The sequence below is a fragment of the Pseudomonas sp. GM102 genome (genome assembly GCF_000282555.1).
Lineage (GTDB): Bacteria > Pseudomonadota > Gammaproteobacteria > Pseudomonadales > Pseudomonadaceae > Aquipseudomonas.
On the sequence record NZ_AKJB01000046.1, the window covers coordinates 127488 to 146929 of the forward strand.

Below are 19442 nucleotides of genomic sequence, written 5' to 3' on the forward strand. Positions count from 1 at the left end.
TGAGGAGTTCGACCATGTATTCCGCCAAAAATACTGCCGCCGTGGAAAAGGGCTTTGCCCACACTGGCGCCAACCTGGTACGCGACGTCAGCCTGCCGGCGCTGGTGCTGCACCGCGAAGCGCTGGAACACAACATTCGCTGGATGCAGGACTTCGTCAGCAACAGCGGCGCGGAACTGGCGCCCCACGGCAAAACCAGCATGACCCCGGCACTGTTTCGCCGCCAACTGGACGCCGGTGCCTGGGGCATTACTCTGGCCAGTGCCACGCAAACCCGCGCGGCATACGCCCATGGCGTGCATCGGGTGCTGATGGCCAACCAATTGGTCGGCACGCCGAACATGGCGCTGATCGCCGACCTGTTGGCAGACCCGACCTTCGATTTCTATTGCATGGTCGATCATCCGGATAACGTTGTGGACCTCGGCGCGTTTTTCGCCTCGCGCGGTGTGCGCTTGAACGTGATGATCGAGTACGGCGTGGTCGGCGGTCGTTGCGGTTGCCGCACCGAAGCCGAAGTGCTGGCGCTGGCCAAAGCCATTGCTGCACAACCGGCCCTGGCGCTGACAGGGATCGAAGGTTACGAAGGGGTGATTCACGGCGACCACGCGGTGAGCGGCATCCGTGCGTTCGCTGATTCTTTGGTGCGCCTGGCGGTGCAATTGCAGGACAGCGGCGCGTTCGCCATCCCCAAGCCGATCATCACGGCGTCGGGTTCGGCCTGGTACGACCTGATCGCCGAGTCTTTCGAAGCGCAGAACGCCGGCGGGCGTTTCCTCAGCGTGCTGCGTCCTGGCAGCTACGTGGCTCACGACCATGGCATCTACAAAGAAGCGCAATGCTGCGTGCTCGACCGCCGCAGCGACCTGCACGAAGGCCTGCGCCCGGCGCTGGAAGTCTGGGCGCATGTGCAGTCGTTGCCGGAGCCGGGTTTTGCGGTGATCGCCCTGGGCAAACGCGACGTTGCCTATGACGCCGGTTTGCCGGTTCCGTTGCTGCGTTATAAGGCCGGTGTGGTGCCGGCGGTCGGCGAGGATGTGAGTGCCTGCAAGGTCACGGCGGTGATGGACCAGCACGCGTTCATGACCGTGGCGCCGGGGGTTGAGTTGCGGGTGGGCGATATCATTTCGTTCGGTACTTCGCACCCGTGCCTGACGTTCGACAAATGGCGCATCGGGTGTTTGGTGGATGAGCAACTGAATGTCATCGAAACCATGGAAACCTGTTTTTAAGGATCCAGACCGAGGTGCGGCCTTCGCGGGCAAGCCTCGCTCCTACAAGGTATGTGGTTGATTTTGGGTTCGACACAGAACCTGTAGGAGCGAGGCTTGCCCGCGAAGGCGGCCATCCAGACACCACCGAAACACCAGAGACACCACATCAATGACCAGCATCAGCCCCCTCGGCCCCAACACCCCGCGCATCGCCCTGATCGGCGAATGCATGATCGAATTACAGCAGCGCGCCGATGGCACGCTGCAACAAAGCTTCGGCGGCGATACCCTGAACACGGCGGTCTACCTGGCCCGTGAGCTGGGCGATGGCGGCACGGTGGATTACGTCACTGCTCTGGGCGATGACAGTTTCAGCGATGCGATGTGCCAGAGCTGGGCCAGCGAAAACATTGGCTTGGACATGGTTCAGCGTTTGCCCGGTCGTTTGCCCGGCCTGTATTGCATCCAGACCGACGCGGCCGGCGAGCGGCGCTTTCTCTACTGGCGCAATGAAGCGGCCGTGCGCGATTGCTTCACCACCCCGGCGGCCGCGCCGATTCTGGCGGCGCTGCCGGATTACGACGTGTTGTATTTCAGCGGCATCACCCTGGCGGTGCTCGGTGTGCAGGGGCGGGAAAAACTCCTGGAAACCCTGATCGAAGCCCGGCAGCGGGATGCGCGAATTGTGTTCGACAACAACTACCGGCCACGCTTGTGGGCGTCGATCGAGGAAGCACGAGCGGCTTATCGCAGTGTTCTGCCCTATATCGACCTGGCGTTGCTGACGGTTGACGATGAGCAGGCGCTGTTCCACTTTTCCGATTGCGCGGCAGTGTTTGCCGCTTACGAGCAAATGGGCACGCCGGAAGTGGTGCTCAAGCGCGGGGCCGAGGCGTGTCTGATTCACTGCGATGGAGAGTCGTTCGAAGTGCCGGCGCAGGTGGTCGAGCGGGTGGTAGACACCACGGCGGCAGGAGATTCGTTCAGTGCTGCGTATTTGGCGTGTCGGCTCAAGGGTGGCAGCCCGGTCGAGGCTGCCGAGGCGGGGCATCGGTTGGCGAGTCGGGTGATTCAGGTGCCGGGGGCACTGATCCCGAGATAAGCGGTGGATGGCCGCTTGCTGCGCAACCGGATCGCGGGCAAGCCCGCTCCCACAGGTTTTTTGGTGTGGCTGCAATCTGTGGCAATTCACAATCCCTGTGGGAGCGGGCTTGCCCGCGATGAGGCCCTAAAGCCAAGCCCATCAATCCCGGTAAAACACCTGCACCAGGTGATAACCAAACTTGCTCTTGATCGGCCCATGCACCACCCGCAGTGGTTTTTTGAAGATCACCGCATCGATCACGCCGACCATCTGCCCGGGCCGTACTTCGCCCAGGTCGCCGCCGCGTTTGCCGGACGGGCACGTGGAGTATTTCTTGGCCAGCACATCGAAGGCTTCGCCCTTGGCGATGCGTTGTTTGAGCTGCTCGGCTTCTTCCGAGGTTTTCACCAGGATATGGCGGGCTTGGGCTTTCATTGGCAGTACCTTGCAACGGTGGTGGCTATGTTGGTGCCAGCGTGGGGCGCGCGATTATGCCTTAACTCAGTCCGCTTGGCCGATCATCGTGCGAATCTTGTTGGCCAACAGATCAATGGAAAAGGGTTTGGCCACCATGTCCATGCCTTCCTCCAGGAACCCCTGGCGTTCGGCGGCTTTCTCCGCATAACCGGTCATGAACAGCACCTTCAGACCCGGGCGATGCTGACGCGCGATTTCCGCCAGTTGCCGACCGTTCATGCCCGGCAGCCCGACATCGGTGACCAACAGATCGACCCGCAGATCGGATTCCAGCAAGGGCAGGGCGGCCTTCGCGTCTTCGGCTTCATGGGCGTGATAACCCAACTCATTGAGCAGGTCGAGCACGAGCATGCGCACCGCCGGATCGTCTTCCACCAACACCACGGTTTCACCGGCGACCGCTGCCGGTGTTTCACCGTTGAGCGGTTCCAGAGTGTGCTCCGGCACCGCAACGTGCAGCCGTGGCAAATACAGGCGAACGCAGGTGCCCTGGCCCGGCAAGCTGTGAAGGCTGACGTGCCCGCCTGACTGCTGGGCGAAACCATAGATCATCGACAGTCCAAGGCCGGTGCCCTGGCCGATGGGTTTGGTGGTGAAGAACGGATCGAAGGCCTTGGCCAACACTGACGGGGTCATGCCGGCGCCGTTGTCGCTGACGGCAATCATCAGGTAATCCCCGGCCCTGACCGGTTCCAGTGGGGTGATGTCGCTACCGTCAAGATGAACGTTGGCGGTTTCGATCAGCAGCTCGCCACCTTCGGGCATCGCATCCCGGGCATTGATGACGAGGTTGAGCAAGGCGTTTTCCAGTTGGCTGACGTCAGTGCTGACAGGCCAGACTTCATCGGCCAGCTTTATTTTGAGCTCGATAGAGTCGCCCTTGGTCCGGCGGAACAAATCTTCCAGGGAATGCACCAGATGGTTGGCATTCAGTGGCTTGCGATCCAGCGACTGACGCCGGGAGAACGCCAGCAGGCGATGGGTCAGGGCGGCGGCGCGGTGGGCCGAGGACACCGCGGCTTCGGTAAAGCGACCGATCTCGGCGGCACGCCCGTCGGCGATGTAGCGCTGCATCAAATCGAGGCTGCCGATGATCCCGGTGAGCATGTTGTTGAAGTCATGGGCGATGCCGCCGGTGAGCTGTCCCACCGCTTCCATTTTTTGCGCATGCCGCAAGGCGTCTTCGGCACGCTCGCGCTCGAACATCTCGTTTTGCAGCCGCTGGTTGGCTTCGGCCAGTTGTTGAGTGCGGGCGCTCACACGTTCTTCAAGGGTTTCGTTGAGATTGCGCAGGGCCTCTTCGGTCTGTTTGCGCTCGGTTTCGTCGATCACGAAAATGTAAAAACCATTGACCGCGCCGTCCGCGCCATGACGCGGCAGGTAGTTCATCAGGGCCTGGCGGGTGCTGCCATCGCGGTGCGCGGCGCTGATGCTGAAACTGCAAGCCTTGCCTTTCAGCGCCTCGGCAATGTATTCGGCGCGCAGGGCATAGGCTTCGTCGCCCAGCACTTCACGGATGGTGCGGCCGTAAAGTTCCTGGGGCGTCAGGCCGTACCATTCCAGATAGGCGGCATTGTTGAGGCGAAAGCGCTCCTCACTGTCGACGTAACTGATCAGGATCGGCATGGCGTTAATGATCAGTTGCAGCTCGGTCTGGCTCTGGCGCAAGGCCTGTTCGATGTGTTTGCGTTCGGTCAGGTCGAGTGCGGCGCCAAGGAAACGAATCGGCCGACCATGATGATCCTTGTAGCAGCGGCCTCGGGCAAACACCCAGCGCAATTGGCCGTCTGGCTGCAGCAAGCGATATTCCTCGGCGTACTCGCTGCCATGGGTGATGCAGTGCTTGATGCTGCGGGCAATCATCGCGCGGTCTTCCGGGTGTACGCCGTGGAGGTATTCGCTGATGGGCAACTGGCTGGCCATGGCCGGATCGACGCCATGTAATTGCGCGAAGTGGGCATCGGCGATGAAACGGTCTTCGCCGATGTCCCAGTCCCAGGTGCCGACGGCATCGGTGGCGGCCAGCGCCAGTTGCAGGCGCTGTTCGGTTTCGTGCTGGGCCTTGAGGCTGGCGGCGGAGCGTTGTTCGAGTTCCAGGGCGATGCGGCGGCGTTCGTTGGTTTCGATGGCCGTGACCAGAATCCCGGCGACCTCGGCGCTTTCATTGCGAATGGGGCTGTAGGTCAAATCCAGCCAGAAGTCGGAATCTCGCCCGTCGCGCTGCAAGGTGAAGCGCTGTTCGCTGTAAGTCCGCACCTGACCCTGTAGGACGGCGCTGTAAATCGGGTCGGTAAAGTCTTTCAGTTCTGGCCAGATCAGGTGTGTCGGTTGTCCGAAAGCGTGAGGGTGCTTGCTGCCGGCGAGGAAGGCGAAGCCGTCGTTGTAGATCTGGGTGAGCTGCGGGCCCCACAGCAACAGCATTGGCATTGGCGAGTGAATCACAATGTCCACGGCGGTGCGCAGGCTCTGCGGCCAGTGATCAGCGGCGCCCAGCGGGTTGTTTGTCCAGTCCAGTCGGGCAATCAAGGCCTGGGCGTCGCTGGCGGTCGGTGGTGCGTTCATCACAATGTCCTGCGTGTCAGTCGGTGTGGCGGCGTCTACTATCCTTGCATGGCGGTAGACGCTGGATGACCCGTTTGGGGTCATTTTTTCATTGAATGCTTCGCGGGTGTTTTTTGCCATGGAAATCGATGCACTGTTGCAGATTCTGGCCAGCCGCAATGGCTCCGATCTTTACTTGTCCACGGGCGCGCCACCCAGCGCGAAATTTGACGGTGTGCTAAAAGCCCTGGCTGAGCAACCGTTCAAGCCCGGAGAAATCGCAGCCATTGCCGCGTCCATCATGGACGCCGAACAGCGCCTGGAGTTCGATCGCGAACTGGAAATGAACCTGGCGCTTTCCCTGGCCGGCGTCGGGCGCTTTCGGCTCAATATCTTCAAGCAGCGCAACGATGTGTCTATCGTGGCGCGCAACATCAAACTCGACATTCCACGCTTCGAAGACCTCAAGCTGCCACCGGTGCTGCTTGAAACCGTCATGCTCAAACAGGGGCTGATATTGTTCGTCGGTTCGACCGGTTCGGGCAAGTCGACCTCGCTGGCGGCGCTGATCGATTACCGCAACCGCCACAGCAGCGGGCATATCATCACCATCGAAGACCCGGTCGAGTTTATCCATCGGCACAAGAAGTCGATCATCAACCAGCGTGAGGTCGGCGTAGACACCCGCAGTTTTCATGCAGCGTTGAAAAACACCCTGCGCCAGGCGCCGGACGTGGTGCTGATCGGCGAGATCCGCGATCGCGAGACTATGGAACACGCGCTGGCGTTTGCCGATACCGGTCATCTGGTCATTTCCACTTTGCATGCGCACAACGCCAATCAGGCACTGGACCGCGTGATTAACTTCTTTCCCGAAGAACGCCGGACGCAACTGCTCCATGACCTGGGCAATAACCTCAAGGCCTTTGTTTCCCAACGTTTGGTGCGTACCCGCGATGGGCAGCGTCGGGCGGCGGTGGAGGTGATGCTGGGAACGCCAACCATCGGCGATCTGATCCGGCGCAATGAGTTTGGCGAGCTCAAGGGGATTATGGAGAAGTCGTCAGAAGCGGGAATGCAGACCTTTGATGGTGCGCTGTTCGGGCTGTTTGCCGAGGGCGCGATTGATGAGGCAGAGGCGTTGAAACATGCAGATTCGGTGAACAACTTGCGCCTGCGCCTGAAAATGCACGCCGAGGCTACGCCCGGGCCCCATACACCGCCGGGTGAGTGGAATTTGATGGACTGAAGGGGCCGGCGCTGATCAAAAATGTGGGAGCAAGCCTGTATGGCGAGGGGGCTTGCCCCCGTTCGGCTGCGTAGCAGTCGCAAATCGGACGACGCGGTTTCACTGACGCACCACATCCACTGGCTTTGGGAGCGCTTCGCACTCCAACGGGGGCAAGCCCCCCTCGCCACATAAGCCCGCTCCCACAGTGGATCTACGTTTCAGTCATTCAATTCGGGGCGGTCGCGAAACTGCTCCAATGCCTCGGGATTGGCCAGTGCATCGGTGTTCTTCACCTTCTGGCCATGCACCACATTCCTCACCGCCAGCTCGACCACCTTGCCGCTGATGGTCCGCGGAATGTCCGTCACCGCGACAATCTTCGCCGGCACGTGCCGCGGTGTGGTGTTGGCGCGGATGACCTGGCGAATCTGTTGTTGCAGCGCTTCGTCCAGCTCGACACCGTCACGCAACTTCACGAACAGCACCACCCGCACGTCATCCTGCCATTGCTGGCCGATGGCAACGCTGTCCAGCACCTGCGGGACTTTCTCTACCTGACGGTAGATTTCCGCCGTGCCGATGCGCACGCCTCCGGGGTTGAGCACGGCATCGGAACGCCCGTGGATCAACATGCCACCGTGGGGCAGTTGCTCGGCGTAATCGCCCTGGGCCCAGACGCCGGGGAACAGGCTGAAATAGGACTTTCGCAGCTTCTCCCCGTCCGGGTCATGCCACAAACCGATGGGCATGGCCGGAAAATGCCGGGTGCACACCAGTTCGCCTTTTTCACCAATCACAGGTGTACCGGCGTCGTTCCAGACTTCCACCGCCATGCCCAGGCCCTTGCACTGCATTTCGCCGCGGCGCACCGGCAGCACTGGGTTACCGATCACAAAGCACGAAACGATGTCGGTGCCGCCGGACATTGAGGACAGGCACAGGTCGGACTTGAACGCGCGGTAGACGTAATCGAAGCTTTGCGGCGACAGTGCAGAACCGGTGGACAGCACGGTTTTCAGGCTGCCCAGGTCATGACTGTCGCAGGGCTTCAGGCCATTGCTTTCCAGTGCGGTGAGGAACTTGGGGCTGGTGCCGAAGACGTTGATGCGTTCGTCGTCGATCAGGTCGATCAAGCGCTCCGGGCCTGGATGAAATGGCGAGCCGTCGTAAAGCACCACGGCGCTGTCGACGGCCAAGGCCGAGACCAGCCAGTTCCACATCATCCAGCCGCACGTGGTGTAGTAGAACAAACGGTCGCCGGGGCCGAGATCGGTGTGCAGGCCATGTTCTTTGACGTGTTGCAGCAGCACGCCGCCGGTGCTGTGCACAATGCATTTCGGCACGCCGGTGGTGCCGCTGGAGTAGAGGATGTACAGCGGATGGGCGAAGGGCACGGGAACGAATTGCGGCTCGCCGCCCGGGTCGTAGAAATCGTCCCAGAGCGTCACGGTGGCCTGGCTGCGAAAGTCTTCGATGCGTGCCTGGGGTCGTGCATAAGGCACAACGATCAACTGCTGCAAGGACGGCAGTTGCCCGAGGATTTCATTGACCTTGGCGGTCTGGTCGATCTCTTTGCCGGCGTAACGGTAACCGGCGCAGGTGATCAGCACTTTCGGCTCGATCTGGCCAAAGCGGTCGATCACCCCATGAGTACCGAAGTCGGGCGAGGAACAAGACCAGATCGCACCCAGACTGGTGGTGGCGAGCATGGCTACCAGGGTTTGCCAGGTGTTTGGCATGCACGCGGCCACGCGGTCGCCGAGGCCGACGCCGGCGGCTTTCAGACCGTTTTGAAAACCGGCGACATGGCTCGCCAGTTCGGCCCAGGTCAGTTGTTCCCGTTGGCCGTTTTCGCCAATGGCCACCACCGCCACGGCATCGTCGCGACGGCGCAGCAGGTGCTCGGCGAAGTTCAGCGTGGCGCCGGGGAACCACTGGGCGCTGGGCATCTGTGCGCCCTCAATCAGCACCGCGTCTGGCTGATCGTGAAAACGGATGTCGAAGAAATCGACGATGGCCTGCCAGAAAGCTTCGCGCTGATCGATGCTCCACTGGTGCAGGGCAGGGTAGTCGGCGATCTTGAGGTTATGTCGCTGATTGATCGAGCGCCGAAAGGCCTCCATGCGGGACTTACCGATGCGCTCGGTGCCGGGTTGCCAGAGGATGTCGGACATGGCTGGGCCTCTTCTTCTGTCTTCAGATCTGTTCGCGGGCAAGCCTCGCTCCTACAGGGTAAGGGGTTCGACACAAAACCTGTAGGAGCGAGGCTTGCCCGCGAAGAACGATAACGCGGTTTGGCGGCGGGTTACTGCGCCAACCACCCACCATCAATATTCCACGCAGCGCCACGCACCTGGCTACCGGCTTCGCTGCATAAAAACAGCACCAACTCACCCAGCTGCGGCGGCGTCACGAACTCCAGCGACGGCTGCTTCTCTGCCAGCAAATCATGTTGCGCCTGCTGCGGGTCGATCCCGGTCGCGGCGCGATCATCAATCTGCTTTTGCACCAGCGGCGTCAGCACCCAACCCGGGCAAATGGCATTGCAGGTGATATTCGTCGTAGCGGTTTCCAGACCGACCACCTTGGTCAAACCGATCACGCCATGCTTGGCCGCGACGTATGCCGCCTTGCCCACCGAACCGACCTGGCCATGCACTGACGCAATGTTGATGATCCGTCCCCAGCCCTTGGTGCGCATCCCCGGCAAGCTCAAACGGGTGCCGTGAAACACCGACGACAGGTTGATCGCAATGATCGAGTCCCAGCGCTCCACCGGAAAATCTTCCACCGACGCCACATGCTGGATGCCCGCGTTGTTGACCAGGATATCCACGCCGCCGAACTCCCGCTCGGCGTACTCGATCATGTCGGCGATCTGCGCCGGGTCGCTGACGTCGGCGGGGTGATGGCCGACCTTGCCGCCGAATTGTTCGACTTCGGCAATCACTTTGGACGCATCGCCGAAACCGTTGAGGATCAGGTTGGCGCCGGCCTTGGCCAGGCTCAGGGCGATCCCAAGGCCGATGCCGCTGGTGGAACCGGTGACCAGTGCGGTCTTGCCCGAAAGAGTCGTCATGAATACCTCACACAATGCCAGTGGCGTAGAAAGTACCGATCACCACAAAAACAGCGAGTGTCTTGATCAGCGTAATACAGAAAATGTCTTTGTAGGCTTCGCGGTGGGTCAAACCGGTGACCGCCAGCAAAGTAATCACCGCGCCGTTGTGCGGCAGGGTGTCCATGCCGCCACTGGCCATCGCGGCGACCCGGTGCAGCACTTCCAGCGGGATATTGGCGGCGTGGGCAGCGCTGATGAACGTCTCGGACATCGCCGCCAGCGCAATGCTCATGCCGCCCGACGCCGAGCCGGTGATGCCGGCCAGCAGGGTCACGGTAACCGCTTCGTTGACCAGCGGGTTGGGAATGCTCTTGAGCCAGCCGGACAGCACGAGAAAACCCGGCAGCGAGGCGATCACTGCACCGAAACCGTATTCCGACGCGGTGTTCATCGCCGCCAGCAGTGCGCCGCTGACCGCACTTTTGCTGCCTTCGGCCAACTTGCCGCGAATCGTCTGAAAGGCGAACACCAGCACCATGACGATGCCCACCAGCAAGGCCGCCTGGACCGCCCAGATCGCCGTCAGTTTGGCGATGTCGGTGGTCACCGGTGCTGCCATGCCTGGCAACGAGAGGCTGTGCGTCTTGCCGTACCACAGCGGAATCCAGCGGGTGAACAGCAGGTTCATCAGGCCCACCATCAACAGCGGCGAGAGCGCGATCCACGGGTTGGGCAGCTTGATGTCCGGCGCGGTTTCCGGCTCGTTGCGCAGCGCTGAACCATACCCTTCACCGCTGCGCTGGGCCTTGTTGCGCTGGCTCTGCAGGAACAGCATGCCGGCGCAGAACACGAAAATCGTGCCGATCACACCCAGCCACGGCGCGGCCCAGGCGGTGGTGTTGAAGAAGGTGCTGGGGATGATGTTCTGGATCTGCGGCGTGCCGGGCAGGGCGTCCATTGTGAACGAGAACGCGCCGAGGGCGATGGTCGCCGGGATCAGGCGCTTGGGGATATTGCTCTGGCGGAACATCTCGGCGGCAAACGGGTAGACCGCAAACACCACCACAAACAGCGACACGCCGCCGTAAGTGAGCAGGGCGCAGACCAGCACGATCACCAGCATCGCCTGGCGAGTGCCGAGCAAGCGAATGGCTGCTGCGACGATGGAACGGGAGAAGCCCGACAACTCGATCAGCTTGCCGAATACGGCACCGAGCAGGAACACCGGGAAATACAGTTTGACGAAGCCGACCATTTTTTCCATGAACACCCCGGTGAAGACTGGGGCAACGGCGGAAGGGTCGGTGAGCAGGACGGCGCCGAGGGCGGCGATGGGGGCAAAGAGGATAACGCTGTAGCCACGGTAAGCAGCCACCATCAGCAGCGTAAGAGCTGCCAAGGCAATGATCACACTCATGGTGTGTCTCCTTCGATTGTTATTTTTGTAGGGTGAAGCTTTGTGGGAAGGGCTATAGCGAGTTTCGTGCCAGAAGGTAAGTTGTTGAAATTTAAAGAAATTATTTATTAGAGGGGCGGATGTACGAGTTTTTGTCTCTGTATTGAGATTTTTGGTGGCTGGGCTGATGCTTTCGCGGGCAAGCCTCGCTCCTACAGGATTGGGGATATTTACGCCATTGCGTTACCTGTAGGAGCGAGGCTTGCCCGCGAAGAGGCCGCGTCTACCAATAGAGATCAATGTCTCTTTATCGAGACTAGGCAATCCCCAACGCCACCATCTTCTTGTACAACGTCGACCGCCCCAGCCCCAAACGCGCCGCGGCTTCAATAACCTTCCCGTCGCATTGCGCGAGGGCGGTTTCAATCAACTGCCGATCAAACCGTTCACGAGCTTCGCTGAAGGTTTCATGGGCAATCGGTTGAAGGGGCAGAGGCGCCACACGTTGCACTGGCGTAAAGCTGCCAATCGCCGCTCGGATATCCCCCACGTTCAGCATCAAATCATCACTGAGCAACGCCGCGCGCTCCAGAACATTGCGCAGTTCGCGGATGTTCCCCGGCCAGGCGTGTTGACCCAACAAATCCAAAGCTTCGGGGTTCAGTTCGTGCTGACTGCGCAGCTCTTCGAGAATCGCTTCACTGAGGGCCGGCAGGTCGTCGAGGCGATCACGCAAGGGCGGGACCTGAATCGGCAGCACATTGAGGCGGTAATACAAATCGGCACGAAACTCGCCGCGTTTGATTGCCGCTTCCAGATCGGTGGAGGTGGCCGCGATCACCCGCACATCGCTCTGGATCACTTCGTTGGAGCCTACGGGCTCGAATTCCTTTTCCTGCAACACCCGCAGCAACTTGCTTTGCAGCGGCAGCGGCATGTCGCCGATCTCATCGAGAAACAGCGTGCCGCCCTGAGCGATTTGCAACTTGCCGGTGCGGCCCTTGCGATCGGCGCCGGTGAACGCGCCGGGGGCGGTGCCAAAGAACTCGGCTTCCAGCAGCGATTCGGGGATCGCCGCGCTGTTGATGCTGACGAACGCTTTGTGGGCCCGAGGCGAGGCGCCGTGAATTGCCTGGGCCAGCAGCTCCTTACCAGTACCGGTTTCGCCGAGCAACAACACCGGAGACTCGGCACTGGCGCTGCGCCGGGCGCGACGTTTGACTTCCAGGCTGGCGGCGCTGGTGCCGATGAAGTGGGCGAAGTTGTACTTGGTCTGCCGCGCTCGCAGCAGCGAGCGGGTGGACGCCAGTTCTTCCTGCATGCTCAGGTAGCGCTTGAGCATCGGCGACAGGCTGCGCAATTCATCGAACAGGGCAAAGCCGATGGCGCCGATCACCGCGCCGGCATCGTCGTGAATCGGCAGGCGCATCACCACCAGCGGTTCCTTGGGGGTGTCCTGCATGTCCAGCAGGATGGGGCGTCCGGTGCGCACCACCTCGCGCAACAGGCTACCGGGGATCACGCTTTCACAGGCCCTGCCGATCGCACCTGCGGCCGACTCCAGACCGAAACGCCGGGCATAACGCTCATTCATCCAGACGATGTTCGCATCGCGGTCGACAATCACCGTGCCTTCGCTCGATTGCTCGATGATTTCGAACAGCGAACGGATCGCCAGGGTGCGAACGCGCTGGTAGTCCTTGAGGCTTTCGGTGGTGTTCATCGGTGTCATGTCCAGAATGTGTGGTGTCTGTGCGGGCGCCTTCGCGGGCAAGCCTCGCTCCTACAGGTCGAGGTGATCTGTAGGAGCGAGGCTTGCCCGCGAAGGCCGCGACGCGATCCAACGGCATGCCGCCGATTATGCCTACCCCGGATGCGCCGCCGCCAACAGCTCTTTGGTGTAGGGATGCTGCGGCGAGTCGAACACATCGTGGCTGGCACCGCTTTCCACCACTTTGCCGTCCTTGATCACGATCATGTCGTGGGCCAGGGCGCGTATCACCGCCAGGTCGTGACTGATGAACAGGTAGGTCAGGCCATGTTTTTCCTGAAGCTGACGGAGCAGGGCGACCACTTGTTTTTGCACCGTGCGATCCAGCGCCGAGGTTGGTTCGTCGAGCAGGATCAGCGCCGGTTTCAGCACCAGTGCGCGGGCAATGGCGATGCGCTGGCGTTGGCCGCCGGAGAATTCGTGTGGGTAGCGATGACGGCTTTGCGGGTCGAGACCGACTTCTTCCAGCACCCGGATCACCTGGGCTTCACATTCATCCGGGGTGGACTGGCTGTGAACCTCAAGGCCTTCACTGATGATCTGCGCCACGGACATTCGCGGGCTGAGACTGCCGAAGGGGTCCTGGAACACCACCTGCATCTTCTTGCGCCACGGTCGTAGCTGCTTTTGCGTCAAGCCATCCAGGGCCTCACCCTGAAAGCGAATGCTGCCCTCCGAGTCGAGCAAGCGCAGGATCGCCTGACCGAGTGTGGACTTGCCCGAACCTGATTCACCGACGATGCCCAACGTCTTGCCGCGCTGAACATTCAGGCTGATACCGTCCACCGCGCGCAGGTAAGTTTTACGCTGAAACAGGCCACCACCGATGGCGAACTGCACCTGCAGATTATCCACTTCCAGCACTTTTTCACGCTCGTCCCGGGGCAGGGCTTCGCCTTCCGGTTCGGCGTTCAATAGTACGCAGCTGTAAGGATGTTTCGGCTCGGTGAACAGTGTCTCGCAAGGCGCCTGTTCGACGATTTCCCCGGCCTTCATCACGCACACCCGCTGGGCGATGCTGCGCACCAGATTGAGGTCGTGGCTGATCAACAGCAGCGACATGCCGAGCCGCTGTTGCAGGGATTTGAGTAGCAGCAGGATCTTGCGTTGCACCGTCACATCCAGCGCGGTGGTCGGCTCGTCGGCGATCAGCAATTCCGGCTCGCAGGCCAGGGCCATGGCGATCATCACCCGTTGCCGCTGGCCGCCGGAGAGTTGATGGGGATAAGCCTTGAGCCGTTCTTCGGGCTTCTGGATGCCTACCAGTTGCAGCAACTCGAGAATCCTTGCTTGCGCCGCTTTGCCGCCCAACCCTCGGTGCAGCAGCAGAGTTTCGCCGATCTGCTTTTCAACGCTGTGCAGCGGATTGAGGGAGGTCATCGGCTCCTGGAAGATCATCGCGATCCGGTTGCCGCGCAGCTCGCGTAAGGTCTTGATGTCGGTGCCGATCAACTCCTGGCCGCGATAGCGAATGCTGCCGGTGGTTTCAGTGCCGGTCTCGGGCAGCAGTTGCAGGATCGAGTGGGCGGTCACCGATTTGCCGGAACCCGATTCGCCGACCAGCGCCAGGCATTCGCCGGGGCGGATGTCCAGGCACAGGTTGCGCACCACGGCCTGGCCGCTGAAGGCCACGGTAAGGTCACGGATTTCGATCAGGTTGTCAGTCATATCACCAGTCCGTGTCATGGTTGTCGATCAAGAGCGTGGATCAAAGGCATCACGTAATGCCTCGCCGATGAACACCAGTAGAGAAAGAATCAGCGCCAGGGTGAAAAACGCCGTCAGCCCCAGCCACGGCGCTTGCAGGTTCTGCTTGCCTTGACCGATCAACTCGCCCAGGGACGCGCTGCCGGCCGGCATGCCGAAGCCGAGAAAATCCAGCGCCGTGAGGGTGGAAATCGCCCCGGTCAAAATGAACGGCAAATAGCTCAGGGTGGCGTTCATCGCGTTGGGCAGAATGTGCCGCACGATCACCTTACGGTCGGTCAGGCCCAGCGCACGGGCGGCCTTGACGTATTCCAGGTTGCGCCCGCGCAGGAACTCGGCGCGCACCACGTCCACCAGCGCCAGCCAGGAAAACAGCGCCATGATCCCCAGCAGCCACCAGAAATTCGGCTCGACGAAGCCCGACAGAATGATCAGCAGGTACAGCACCGGCAGCCCCGACCAGACTTCCAGCAAGCGCTGGCCGAGCAGGTCAACCCAGCCGCCGTAGTAGCCTTGCAGCGCACCGGCGGCGATGCCGATCAAGGCACTGATGAAGGTCAGCGCCAGCGCGAACAGAATCGACACCCGCGCCCCGAAGATCACCCGGGCCAACACATCCCGGGCCTGATCGTCGGTGCCCAGCCAGTTGACCTTCGACGGCGGGCTCGGTGCCGGTTGGTTGAGGTCGTAATTGGGCGTGTCGTCGCTGAACGGGATCGGTGGGAACAGTATCCAGCCGCCATCCTTGTGAATCAGCTTCTGTACGTAATCGCTGCGGTAGTCGGCCTGGAACGGCAGTTGCCCGCCAAATTCCTGTTCGGTGTGGCGTTTGAATGCCGGGAAGTACAGCGAGCCCTGATAACTGACCATCAGCGGTTGGTCGTTGGCGATCAGCTCTCCGCCCAGGGTCAGCAGGAACAGGCCGATAAACAACCACAGCGACCACCAGCCCCGACGGTTTTTCTTGAAGCGGTCGAAACGGCGACGGCCCAGCGGCGAAAGCTTGAACATCAGGCGTTCCTCGCGGCGAAGTCGATACGCGGGTCGACCAGGGTGTAGCAAAGATCGCCGATGATTTTTATCAGCAGGCCGAACAAGGTGAAGATGAACAGCGAACCGAATACCACCGGATAGTCCCGTGATACCGCGGCTTCGTAACTCATGCGCCCCAGGCCGTCGAGGGAGAAGATCACTTCGATCAGCAGCGAGCCGGCAAAAAAGACGCTGATGAAGGCCTGCGGAATCCCCGACACCACCAGCAGCATGGCATTGCGAAACACATGGCCGTAAAGCACCCGGCGCTCGCTCAAGCCCTTCGCCCGCGCGGTAACCACGTATTGGCGGGTGATTTCATTAAGGAAGGAGTTTTTCGTGAGGATGGTCAGGGTGGCGAAACCGCCGATCACCAGCGCTGTCACCGGCAGCACGAGATGCCAGAAGTAATCGGTGATTTTGCCCAGGGTCGACAGCGACTCGAAATTGTCCGAGACCAGCCCGCGCACCGGGAACCAGTTCAACGAGGTGCCTCCAGCGAAGACCACAATCAGGAACATCGCGAACAGGAACGCCGGCATGGCGTAACCGATGATGATCGCGGTGCTGCTCCAGATATCGAAATGACTGCCATGGTGCACGGCCTTGCGGATGCCCAGAGGGATCGACACCAAGTAGGTGATCAACGTGGCCCAGAGCCCGAGGGAAATGGTTACCGGCATTTTTTCCAGAATCAGGTCGGTGACCGTGGCACCGCGAAAAAAGCTCTTGCCAAAGTCGAGGCGGGCGTAGCTCTTGAGCATCAGCCACAGACGTTCCGGTGCCGGCTTATCGAAGCCGTATTGCTTTTCGATCTCTTTGATCAGCTGCGGGTCGAGCCCACGACTGGCACGCGAACTGCCCTGCACGGCTTCGCTGGAACCGCCGCCGACACTTGCGCCGCCGATGCCTTGCAGGCGCGCGATGGCCTGTTCCACCGGACCGCCCGGTGCGGCCTGGACGATAACGAAATTGACCAGAAGAATGATCACCAGTGTCGGAATGATCAGCAGCAAGCGCCGCAGTACGTAAGCCCACATCAGTGCGGCCCTCCGGGTTTGCCGCGTTTGATGAGCTCGGCCGTCATCTGTTGGTTGGTCAAGGGGGTGGAGCTCACTTCCCACCAACTCTCGATAGCTTCGTCATTGCTCGCCTGTACAGAGGGAATGCCGAAGCGGTTCCACCACACGGTCGAGCTGCCTGGCGGGTAATAATTGGGAATCCAATAGAAGTTCCATTGCAGGACACGGTCCAGGGCATGGGCGTAGCGCAGCATGTCAGCCTGGGTGGTGGCACGAACCAGGCCGTTGACCAGCGTATCGACCGCCGGGTTCTTCAGCACCATGTAGTTGTTGGAACCGGGATCGTTGGCCGCCGCCGAGCCAAAGTAGTTGTACAGCTCGTTGCCCGGCGAGGTGGTGACCGGGTAGCCGGTGACGATCATGTCGTAGTCCCGGGACATCAGGCGGTTTATGTACTGGGACGCGTCGATGCGGCGAATATTCAGGTCGATGCCGATTTGTTTCAGGGTGCGCTTATAAGGCAGCAGCAATCGGTCCATGCCGTTCTGGCTGACCAGGAAGGTGAAGCTCAGCGGTTGACCCTGGGCATTGACCAGCTGATCGCCATCGGGTTTCCAGCCGGCCTGTTCGAGCAAGTCCAGGGCTTGCAACTGTTTATCGCGAATCACGCCGCTGCCGTCGGTTTTCGGGGCTTCGAAGACTTGGGTAAAGACTTCGTCGGGGACCTGTCCGCGCAACGGCTCGAGAATCGCTCGTTCACCGGCGTCGGGCAGTTGCCGTGCGGCGAGGTCGGTGTTGGAAAAGAAGCTCTGCTGGCGGATGTACATCTCACGCATCATCTGCCGGTTGCTCCACTCGAAATCCCAGAGCATGGCCAGGGCCTGGCGCACGCGACGGTCCTGGAACATCGGGTTTTGCAGGTTGAACACAAAGCCCTGAGCCGATTGCGGTGCCTCTTTGGCCAGGTGAGCCTTTTGCAGGCGACCGTCGCTCAGGGCCGGGCTTTCGTAGCCGATGGAATAGGCGGTGGCGGAGAACTCGCGGTTGTAATCGTAGGCACCGCCACGCAGAACCTGACGGGCAACGTCGGTATCGCCGAAGTACTCAATGCTGAAATGATCGAAGTTGTAGAGGCCACGGCTGACCGGTAAATCCTTGCCCCACCAGTCGGCGTTACGCTCGAAGGTGATGCTGCGCCCGGAGTCGACCTTGCTCACGCGGTACGGCCCGCTGCCCAGCGGTGGCTCGTAACCACCGCCGCTGGCAAAGTCGCGGGTTTTCCACCAGTGCTCGGGAAACACCGGCAAGGTCGCGAGGTCCAGCGGCAGGGTACGGTTTTCGTTGCTCTTGAAGTCGAACCGAATGGTGAGTGTTGACTCTACTTCGACGCCTTTGACGTCGGCGAATTGCGTGCGATAGCGCAGGCTGCCCTGGGTCATCAGCAGGTCGAAGGTATAGCGCACGTCTTCGGCGGTGATCGGCTGGCCGTCGGCGAAACGGGCCTTCGGATTCAGGTAGAAACGCAGAGACAGCCCGTCGTCGGAACGCTCCATCTGTTGGGCCACCAGGCCGTAAACGGTATAGGGCTCGTCGAGCGAGCGCTGGGCCAGGGGCGAGTAGATCAAGCCGTCGATCTGCGTGACACCCGTGCCCTTGTCGATATACGGCAGCATATGGTCGAAATGCCCGATTTCCATCGCCGAGCGACGCATCGTGCCGCCCTTGGGCGCGCGCGGGTTGGTGTAGGCAAAATGGCTGAAGCCCGCAGGATACTTCGCCGGTTCACCGTACACGGTCAACGCATGTTGCGGTGCAGCGTTCACACCCGCGGCACTTAATAGCAGCGCCACGGCAGTGAACAACAAAGTGGGGAAAGCCAGTCGCATTGTCAGCCTTAGAGCCGGGTGGTCGATAACCACAATTTGTACGCTAGCGGCGCGTCCCTCGCCAGCCGTATCACGTAACGAAAACACAACGGCCCACCAAAAGGCGGGCCGTTGTGTAGCAAACTCAAGCGTTGATCAGTCCTGACGACTGGTCACTTCCAGCAGGTGGTAACCGAACTGGGTCTTGACCGGGCCTTGCACCACGTTGATCGGTGCGCTGAAGACCACGGTGTCGAATTCCTTGACCATCTGGCCCGGACCGAACGAACCCAGGTCACCGCCCTGACGGCTGGACGGGCAGCTGGAGTTGGCTTTGGCGACTTCGGCGAAGTCGGCACCGGCCTCGATCTGGGCTTTGAGTTCGTTGCACTTTTCTTCGCTGGAAACCAGGATGTGACGGGCAGTGGCTTTGGCCATGGGAAAATACTCCATTCAATGTTCAATAAAGTGCGGAGCCTACCGGATTCAGTGGGCTATTTCTCTCTCAAAGTTCCGTGAATATCAGCTCCGTGAATATCAGTTCCGTGAATATCAATTCCGTGGAGATCAGCTCCGTCTATCGCCTGGCATCAAGGCATTGCTTAAAGGCCGGCATTTCTCAAGCGTTCGGCATGCTGTACATACAGGGCGACCGGGTCGATGCCCTTGCGCACCTGACCGGTTGTCTGGCCGAGGCTGTCCAGATGATCCAGCGGATAGTCCGAACGGATCACTTTACCCAGATGAGCGCTGAATCGGCCGACCATGCCGTCATTCTGCTCGGCTTCGGTGGTGAAATAGTGGGAGAAGGCCCGGAGGAACCCATGCAGTGGATTGAGTGCATGGAGCCCTTCATCGAGAATGTTTCCCTGCAGGATGCCGCCCCAGGAATAGTAGCGCACGCCGTTCACCAGTTCGCGACCCTTGCCGCCCCAGGTTTTCGGTAACCCTTGAGGGTACTTGTCGTTGAATGCGCCAACGCCTTCGGTGGTCAGCCCATTGAGCGCTGCGATGGCGTTCTGTGGCAGGGGCCGGCTGCCA

Annotated in this window: 14 protein-coding genes and 1 pseudogene; 3 read left to right on the forward strand and 12 right to left on the reverse strand. The window is 60.8% G+C overall.

Annotated features, from left to right (window positions below):
• The first annotated feature begins 14 nt into the window (after nt 1-14).
• Together PMI18_RS20340 and PMI18_RS20335 are read left to right on the forward strand one after the other, a co-directional pair.
• Nucleotides 15-1232, forward strand: coding sequence for an amino acid deaminase (locus tag PMI18_RS20340; protein ID WP_007898269.1), 1218 nt, complete (start codon nt 15-17; stop codon nt 1230-1232).
• 151 nt (nt 1233-1383) lie between these two features.
• Nucleotides 1384-2316: a sugar kinase gene (locus PMI18_RS20335; protein WP_007898272.1), complete on the forward strand. Its 933-nt coding sequence runs from the start codon at nt 1384-1386 to the stop codon at nt 2314-2316.
• Nucleotides 2317-2457: 141 nt separating this feature from the next.
• Here PMI18_RS20335 and PMI18_RS20330 read toward each other — a convergent pair whose 3' ends face one another.
• A complete protein-coding gene (locus tag PMI18_RS20330; RefSeq protein ID WP_007898282.1) occupies nt 2458-2733 on the reverse strand; it encodes a peptidylprolyl isomerase in 276 nt (91 codons plus the stop codon).
• Nucleotides 2734-2799: 66 nt separating this feature from the next.
• A complete protein-coding gene (locus PMI18_RS20325) occupies nt 2800-5337 on the reverse strand; it encodes a PAS domain-containing hybrid sensor histidine kinase/response regulator (protein ID WP_007898284.1) in 2538 nt (845 codons plus the stop codon).
• 118 nt (nt 5338-5455) lie between these two features.
• Here PMI18_RS20325 and PMI18_RS20320 point away from each other — a divergent pair, with 118 nt between their 5' ends.
• Nucleotides 5456-6565, forward strand: coding sequence for a PilT/PilU family type 4a pilus ATPase (locus PMI18_RS20320; RefSeq protein ID WP_007898285.1), 1110 nt, complete (start codon nt 5456-5458; stop codon nt 6563-6565).
• A 200-nt stretch (nt 6566-6765) separates the two neighbouring features.
• On the opposite strand, the gene PMI18_RS20315 is transcribed toward PMI18_RS20320, so the two are convergent.
• The 10 genes and pseudogenes from PMI18_RS20315 to PMI18_RS20270 form a co-directional block, all read right to left on the reverse strand.
• Nucleotides 6766-8721, reverse strand: coding sequence for an acetoacetate--CoA ligase (locus PMI18_RS20315; protein ID WP_007898287.1), 1956 nt, complete (start codon nt 8719-8721; stop codon nt 6766-6768).
• A gap of 131 nt (nt 8722-8852) precedes the next feature.
• The gene (gene hbdH / locus PMI18_RS20310; protein WP_007898289.1) at nt 8853-9626 is read right to left on the reverse strand and encodes a 3-hydroxybutyrate dehydrogenase; all 774 of its coding nucleotides are present in this window, start codon (nt 9624-9626) and stop codon (nt 8853-8855) included.
• Nucleotides 9627-9633: 7 nt separating this feature from the next.
• Nucleotides 9634-11025, reverse strand: coding sequence for a GntP family permease (locus PMI18_RS20305; RefSeq protein WP_007898291.1), 1392 nt, complete (start codon nt 11023-11025; stop codon nt 9634-9636).
• A gap of 295 nt (nt 11026-11320) precedes the next feature.
• Nucleotides 11321-12727, reverse strand: a complete 1407-nt coding sequence (locus tag PMI18_RS20300; protein ID WP_033036152.1) for a sigma-54 interaction domain-containing protein — start codon at nt 12725-12727, stop codon at nt 11321-11323.
• A 141-nt stretch (nt 12728-12868) separates the two neighbouring features.
• Complete coding sequence (locus PMI18_RS20295; protein ID WP_007898299.1) at nt 12869-14443, reverse strand: ABC transporter ATP-binding protein; 1575 nt, start codon at nt 14441-14443, stop codon at nt 12869-12871.
• Nucleotides 14444-14470: 27 nt separating this feature from the next.
• Nucleotides 14471-15493: an ABC transporter permease gene (locus tag PMI18_RS20290; RefSeq protein WP_007898300.1), complete on the reverse strand. Its 1023-nt coding sequence runs from the start codon at nt 15491-15493 to the stop codon at nt 14471-14473.
• Nucleotides 15493-16554 carry a microcin C ABC transporter permease YejB gene (locus PMI18_RS20285; protein ID WP_007898301.1) on the reverse strand — a complete coding sequence of 354 codons (1062 nt, stop codon included), beginning with the start codon at nt 16552-16554 and terminating at the stop codon, nt 15493-15495. The genes PMI18_RS20290 and PMI18_RS20285 overlap by 1 nt, the downstream gene beginning before the upstream one ends.
• Nucleotides 16554-18422: an extracellular solute-binding protein gene (locus PMI18_RS20280; protein WP_007898303.1), complete on the reverse strand. Its 1869-nt coding sequence runs from the start codon at nt 18420-18422 to the stop codon at nt 16554-16556. Before PMI18_RS20280 ends, PMI18_RS20285 begins: the two co-directional genes overlap by 1 nt.
• Nucleotides 18423-18557: 135 nt before the next feature.
• Complete coding sequence (locus tag PMI18_RS20275; RefSeq protein WP_007898306.1) at nt 18558-18839, reverse strand: peptidylprolyl isomerase; 282 nt, start codon at nt 18837-18839, stop codon at nt 18558-18560.
• Between the two features lie 164 nt (nt 18840-19003).
• Nucleotides 19004-19442, reverse strand: a pseudogene (locus PMI18_RS20270) (triacylglycerol lipase); the annotation flags it as partial.